The sequence below is a fragment of the Methanomassiliicoccales archaeon genome, from assembly GCA_038740345.1.
In the GTDB taxonomy this organism is placed as follows: Archaea; Thermoplasmatota; Thermoplasmata; order Methanomassiliicoccales; family UBA472; genus JAJRAN01.
The window spans coordinates 76,190-82,845 of record JAVYMA010000006.1; the positions used below are offsets into that span (position 1 = coordinate 76,190).

The window sequence follows — 6,656 nt, forward strand, 5'->3', positions numbered from 1 at the left end:
CATCCCTAGGGCTCGAAATGATTGATCCGCCCTCATCTCACAAAGTGATCGCATATCTTGTTACAAAGATTTCAGAAACTTAGGTATGCCTGAGGATTCCTTCGGTCCCACTATAACCCTCATCCCTGTAAGCTCTTGCAACTTCCCACTCATGCGTGATATCATACCCGGCATCACAAGGATGTCAGTTTTGCTCTTTTCTTTGGCGCCTGAGGATTCCAGCGCCTTGGCCACGGATTCAGGTGTCAGCTTTCCGGCGGAGTAGGCGGTGAGTACGCTGAGCCCTTCCGCCTCCACCACCAGTAGCCAGGCCGGCACTCTCGATTTCTCGATGTCGGCCAGAACGGTGAAATAGGTGAGCGAGAAATTGGTGGTGAAGAGGATGGGAGAGCTCTCATCAGCGCCGTTCACCGCGTACAGGCCAGGCTTGACTTGTATGGGGACCTGAGGATCGGTGAAGATGTTCTGCCTCAGCACCATGAGGGTCAGGGCTTGAGCGTCGCTCAGATCGTCGAATATCACTATGCTGCCGTATTTCAATATGGCCAGCATTCCTCTCAGCACAGCCCCCTCTCCCTGGCCTGCCTCTATCAGCATGGGATATCCTAGACCGCGGAAGGTCCTCCTCACAGCATGCTTGCGCGCGGCGTGGCTCAGCTCCAGCTGTTCCTTCAAGCCTTCAGTCCGAAGGTCCATGACCAGGTCCTCAACACCTAGCGACCTAGCTTGCCACACCAGCTCGGCCATCGCTCCTAACCCCCTGGCCTTGAGCACCAGAGGGCAGGAGATCTCCTTGGCCAGGGAAGCCATCTCTTTCAAGTTCTGTTCAGATGCGCCGTAAAGCAAGGGCCTGTGGGAAGCCACTTTGGCCGCTGCAGCGCGCATACAATCTGGAGAATCCGCGATCAGAATCAGTGGCATGTCCATAGCCGAGGCGACGAGCTCCACAGCCTGGGAGAACTTGTGCATGTCTCTCGAGTCATTGCTTATCGCTAGCGCTTCGAAGCTAAGGGACTGGCCAACGCGTTCATAACGGAATGAAGCGATCCATTTCGCGCGTTCCAATATGTCCTCTTTCGACAACTCATCCGACACCTTAACAGCCATTGCGGTTGGGTGCACGAACTTCCTCTCATGGCGGTATAGCTCCGTCTCATCTCCTATCTCCACGATCTTTGAACCGGACCCAAACTTTACCAATCTAATCGGAGGAGCGGAGGACGCAGCCAGCTCCTCCCTGGATTTCTCCGAGATGAAAGGACAATCCTCCAGCTTGGCCTTGGAGTTGGCTAACTGCATGGCAAACGCCAGGCATGTGGGGTAGTGGCACTTGCCGCAGTTCTTCTTGGGAAGGTGCTTGAAGATTTCGATGGCTGTCGGCATGCTCATGACCCCCTAAGCTCGTCGATCGCTCTCCTTACTATGGCCGCGGAGCGGGGCGAGCGCATGATGAGCATATCACCTCCCGCTATGAGCGCGGCGAGAGCCGTTGCCACCTCCCACCATACCGCCCTCTCCTCCAGCCCTTCGTGACCCTCTATCTCCTCGCTGGCCTCCTTGGCCTTCCAGGCGGAAGTGGTATCACAGACCATGGGCACCTGCAGCATGGCATCGCTCATCAAAGCTGCCAAACGGATGCGTTCCATGACTGAATAGGAATATTCCAGCCCCATCCCCAATGCGGCGAACAATGGATCGAGGACTATGCGGTCCTTACGGACCCCGAAATCAGTCAATAAGATGTTGATCTGCTTGCTCAAGTTCACATCAAGGTTGGCGAAGGAGATGATAGCGTGATCGTTAGCCATAGCGGCGGCAGCGATGCTCTTATAGGCCGCTTCCTCCGCATGCCCTAAAAGGAGTCTCTCCTTCGGAGCGGCACTGCTCACTGCCTGCATGACCTTGGCATCCTTTTCCTCGTTTCCGCAGCCATAGACGATCAATGGGACCTTAACCGCCGCCAATACCCTTTGGACGGTGCGAGCCGCCTCCTCTGGACTAGTATCGCCTTCGTCTGGGTTCGTGGAAAGTAGCTTGAGGCAGATGAGGTCCGCATCATGCTCCTCGACCCAGCATCTCGCCCATTCTGCAGGATCCTCCACGCAGGCTCCGAATTCCTGGCGTACTTGCTCTGGCAGGTCGGAAGGCACATCGAGAACCTCCCCCGCAATGAGGGGCCTATTGGGGCTGACCCCTTCATAGGAAAGGAAAGGCATGCCCGTGGACCCGCCTATGCGAAGGCTAGCTGAACGCGTTCCCCCCTCCTCAGGTGTGGCGCCTAGGACCACCACTCCTATCTTACCCGACCACTTCTCTTTGGGCAACGGCACATCTACCACTTCATCACCATCCTCTGAACCTGAAGCATTCAAGACAGCAGCGGAGACATCTTAAGGGCGGGATGCCTGACTTTCGCCATCCACTCGGCCAGGCCGGAGGCGCTGTCGGTTATGGTCTCATCTGCGATCTTCTCCAAAAGGTCAGGCTCACCTAGCTCTTTAGCCCTTTGCATAATTCCCTCTTTCAGGCGTTCCTTCAAGCCCTTCGGCATCCACGCCACGCGCAGCAGACCACCGTCCGCGGCTATGAACTTTTTCGATAGTATGTATTTTCGCCCTATGCCGATGAAGCCCGGAGTCTGTCTGCCCCCACCTATATGACCGGCGAGGGTGGAGAATTTCATCCCTATAGGCGTCATGCCTGTGAAATCACGGTCCACTAGGATCACGGCCTGGGCATCCGCGGTCATAGCCACGATGACCTCGAAGCAGCCGCAGGCGGTCATGGGATCCTCCATGATGGTGTAGGCATTGAACCTTTGCAGGCGTCCATGCGAAAGCTGGCATATCATCTCATTCACCCCGCTCCACTGGCCTTTGACAGGGTCGATGACCTCGCCTTTCGGGACAGGCTGATTCGGCCCTCGGGGGGCTATCTCCTTGGCCGCCTTCGCATCCAGCCAGTTGAGGGCGCCGCAAAGACCCAGACGCTCTGGGGTAATTATGCAAACGTGATCCGGGGCAAAGCTCTGACATAGGGAGCAGCTGTAGAACTCCTGCACCGCCTCGTCCGTGAGCCCTCCCAAACGTTCATCCCTTGACTTGTACCTCTCTTTCGCCATTGGCAACAAGCTTTGAACCTCGGCCTCATCAGTGACGATCGTGACCTGGACCCTAGAGACGATGTTGGCGAACTCCGCCTTGATCTTGGCCACCAGTATATCGCCGAAATGCTTCAACCTAAGACCACGCTTCACCGCGCTCTTGGAAAGCCTTACCCAAATGGCATCCCTCTGGCCGGTGTGCCATGCCCCCTCAGCATAGTTTATGAATTGATGTATCCTTCTTTCCAGAACAGGCTCGAAATCCTCCTCCATCCTTTTTCCATAAACGTCTACCAATATCGCGAGAGGGATAGAGCTCCCCTCTGGCAACTCGTCCACGTCCTTTCCCATAAGAGTTATTCGTCCGTCAACCACTTCATCCTCAAGCCGAGCTCGGAGCAATTCGAATGCCGGAGTCCTGGACGCTCCTCCTGCTTCTACATAGGTGTCCGGGCGACGAACGATCTCACCCTCGAAGGAAGAGCCATATGCCACAGGTATGTCTAGCAGGCCCGCTTTGACCTTCATCCCACGAAGCTCGACGCCTGTCTGCACTATCCTATCGTAGTCAGTCCGGGGGATCAGGCGATCTGGTATAGGTTCGATATCCTGGTCCGTGATTATCGGCCATCCGTTAAAAAGAGCGGCGAAGCATATCGCAGCTGTTAGATCATCAAAGCGTCCTAGATGGATCACAAAGACCTTAGGGCGCATCTGCAGGTAAGCTGCCAACCTCTCTCTATCGCCGCTCTGTACGTTCCCGAAGGTCAAGGCCACTCTGATGGCGAAATTGATGGCATGAACCGCTTGGGTAAGATCTCCCAGAGGGAAGAGACGCACCTCTGGGCCTATCTTCACTGCCTCATCCTGAAGCTGATGGATGATCTCTTTAGTGGCGAGTATGAGTATCCCCTTCGATTGCAGCTCGCGCACCAGCTTTGCCAACTTCTTTGACTCTCTGGAGCTGCCCATAATGACAGCGCACCCAGGTATTGTATCGTCTACCAGGGCCACGCCAAGCTCTCGTAACGTTCTATCAGGAATGAAGCCTTGCGATTCAAGAGGCGCTCTTTGACCTTCAACCGATGAATACTTTAGTGCCTCTATAATCTCGGCTGCTATCATGGTAGCTTCGCCCGCGCTGAGGGCAGCTTCGTAACTCGTTCCCTGTTTTATCAGCGTTCGGGCGTGTGTTAGAACTGTGGATAGCTGTCCTAGCTTGCTTACTTCCTCACCCTCCCACGCGAGTATGGAGGGTAGATGGTAGGCGGTATCCGGGAACTCTATTCTAAAATCATCCCCGTGCTCTTTCAACGCACTTTCTAACCTTCTTTCTGCTATGGATAAGATAGCCTGTGCGCCCGCCACGGCCATGCGGAAGATCTTCTCCCTGGATATCCGCTCCTCAGCTTCTAAGCTTTCATTAGAGCATATCAATTTATGACTGTTTGCTAGGTCCTTCCTAGCTATGTATGATTCTGCATGTTCCTTATCTGTCTCCTCAGCCATTGACGGCCTTCGAAGAATATGCATTTATAAAAACTTGCGTGATTTGGCTTGGCATAGGTTAGATGTAGCGAATCACATCAATTCTAATTTTTATTTTGTATGATTAATATTATTATCATATCAAGTAACATTATTATTTTCTCAGAGTTATTAGCAATAAATAAAAACTAAAAATTCAGATTTAGTTAGTGAAAAGGTGGGAGAGATTGGAATTCGAAGAATTTTTTGAAAGGGCTATAAAACACAAATCAAAGACCTTCAAACCTTTCCCTTACCAGAAAAGAATTGCAGAAACAGGATTTCCAGAAGTGATCTGTCTTCCTACTGGAGCTGGAAAGACACTAGCGATCCTTTTGGCTTGGATTTATAGGAGACGCTTTGCCTCTGAAGACATACGAAGTGCAACACCTTCTAGGTTGATTTATTGTCTTCCGATGCGAGTGCTCGTCCAGCAGGTAAGGGATGAATGTATTTCAGTGCTCACTTCTCTTGGGCTTTATCAATGTGAGAACGGTCCTAGTAATAGAATAAGAGTAAACGTGCTAATGGGTGGAGAGGATTATGGTTTATGGGAATCTTTCCATGATGAGGATGCAATAATAATTGGAACACAAGATATGCTTCTCTCTCGTGCTTTAAATCGAGGGTATGGGATTAAGAGGACTAGGTGGCCGATTGACTTCGGCATTCTTAATAACGATTGTCTTTGGGTTCTCGACGAAGTCCAATTGATGGGAGATGGTCTGGTCACCTCAATTCAATTGGATGGGCTGAGGTCCAAGATTGGAACTATTGGAAGCTGTGATACAGTTTGGATGAGTGCCACGGTAGAGCCTGATTGGCTGGTAAGTCCTGATCGTCCTTTACCACCATCGCCAGACAAAATCTTTACGCTAAGAGATGAGGATATAATTGATGAGGTAAAAAAGAGATTTGAAGCGAAAAAAACAGTAGAAGCGATATCACTGCAACTTAAATCCGCCAAGAAAAAGGATAATGAAGCCTACATTACCAATCTAAGTAGGGAAATAGATCATACATATCAATTATTGCGAAATAACGGTAACCCATCGCCAAGGATTTTAGTTATTGTAAATACAGTGGAAAGGGCTCAGTCATTATATGCTGAGTTAAGCAAGATTTATGGTTTAGAAAAAACCAGTGAAACCAAGTCAAAGAAAAAAAGAAAAGTCATTGAAGAAAATCGTCCAAAATATATTCCCGAGCTTGTTTTACTTCATTCACGTTTTATAAATAAAGACAAAGATTTGAAATTGAGTCGGGTTCAGCAGTTGACATCTCAACCTAATCACGCTGAAGGATTTCACACCTCATGTGTGAACGATGGCGTTGGGTGGATTATAGTTTCTACGCAAGTAGTTGAGGCCGGGGTGGATTTAAGCAGCGATGCGTTAATTACAGAACTGGCCCCCTGGACTAGCATTGTACAAAGACTCGGGAGACTAAACAGAAATGGAGAATGTATAGATTCTCTATTCAGGTGGATTGATGTTGATACATCGGATTTAAAGAGTGGAGCCTTTCTTCCATATGATTCCGTCGCTTTAGATAAAGCGAGGGAAGTTCTGAAAACTCTGACCGATGCTTCACCTAAATCTTTGTTTAATTTAAAGGCCGTTGATTCTTATAAGCCTAACCACATCATTCGAAAAAAGGACATTTATGAACTTTTTGATACTACACCGGACCTAAACGGTAGGGATATTGATGTAAGCAGATTTGTAAGAAACACAGAGGACAAAGATGTTCAGGTATTCTGGTGGGATTTTAATGATGAAGACGGACCGCCTAAAGAATTGATTGGGGTCAAATCGGATTCGATTTGCACTATACCAATAAATAAATTAAGAGAATTCCTTGAATCGGGAGCCGTTGCATGGCGATGGGATTACGTTGAAGATGAATGGACCAAAATCGATTCTTATCGATTAGTGCCAGGGGAGACTTATCTGATTTCTCTTAAGCATGGAGGGTATTCTGGCGAGACAGGGTGGACTGGAAGGGAGGAGGATAAACCGAGTAT

General features: G+C 50.1%; 4 protein-coding genes. 1 reads left to right on the top strand and 3 read right to left on the bottom strand.

Annotated features, from left to right (window positions below; translation table 11 throughout):
- Window positions 1-60 precede the first annotated feature (60 nt).
- From acsC to acsB, 3 genes are read right to left on the bottom strand one after another with little or no spacing between them, the layout of a single operon-like run.
- Complete coding sequence (gene acsC, locus QW520_03460) at window positions 61-1,389, bottom strand: acetyl-CoA decarbonylase/synthase complex subunit gamma (protein ID MEM0448863.1); 1,329 nt, start codon at window positions 1,387-1,389, stop codon at window positions 61-63.
- A complete protein-coding gene (cdhD, locus tag QW520_03465; protein ID MEM0448864.1) occupies window positions 1,386-2,372 on the bottom strand; it encodes a CO dehydrogenase/acetyl-CoA synthase subunit delta in 987 nt (328 codons plus the stop codon). The genes acsC and cdhD overlap by 4 nt, the downstream gene beginning before the upstream one ends.
- On the bottom strand, window positions 2,369-4,612 hold the full coding sequence (acsB, locus tag QW520_03470) for an acetyl-CoA decarbonylase/synthase complex subunit alpha/beta (GenBank protein ID MEM0448865.1): 2,244 nt from the start codon (window positions 4,610-4,612) through the stop codon (window positions 2,369-2,371). Before acsB ends, cdhD begins: the two co-directional genes overlap by 4 nt.
- 206 nt (window positions 4,613-4,818) lie before the next feature.
- On the opposite strand from acsB, the gene QW520_03475 reads away from it, so the two are divergent.
- Window positions 4,819-6,656, top strand: a 1,838-nt coding sequence (locus QW520_03475) for a DEAD/DEAH box helicase (protein MEM0448866.1), incomplete at its 3' end; no start/stop codon positions are given.

Excerpts from the sequence above, each read along its gene's own strand:
- acsC (MEM0448863.1), bottom strand. The coding sequence starts at position 1,389 with ATGAGCATGCCGACAGCCATCGAAATCTTCAAGCACCTTCCCAAGAAG.
- acsB (MEM0448865.1), bottom strand. The coding sequence starts at position 4,612 with ATGGCTGAGGAGACAGATAAGGAACATGCAGAATCATACATAGCTAGG.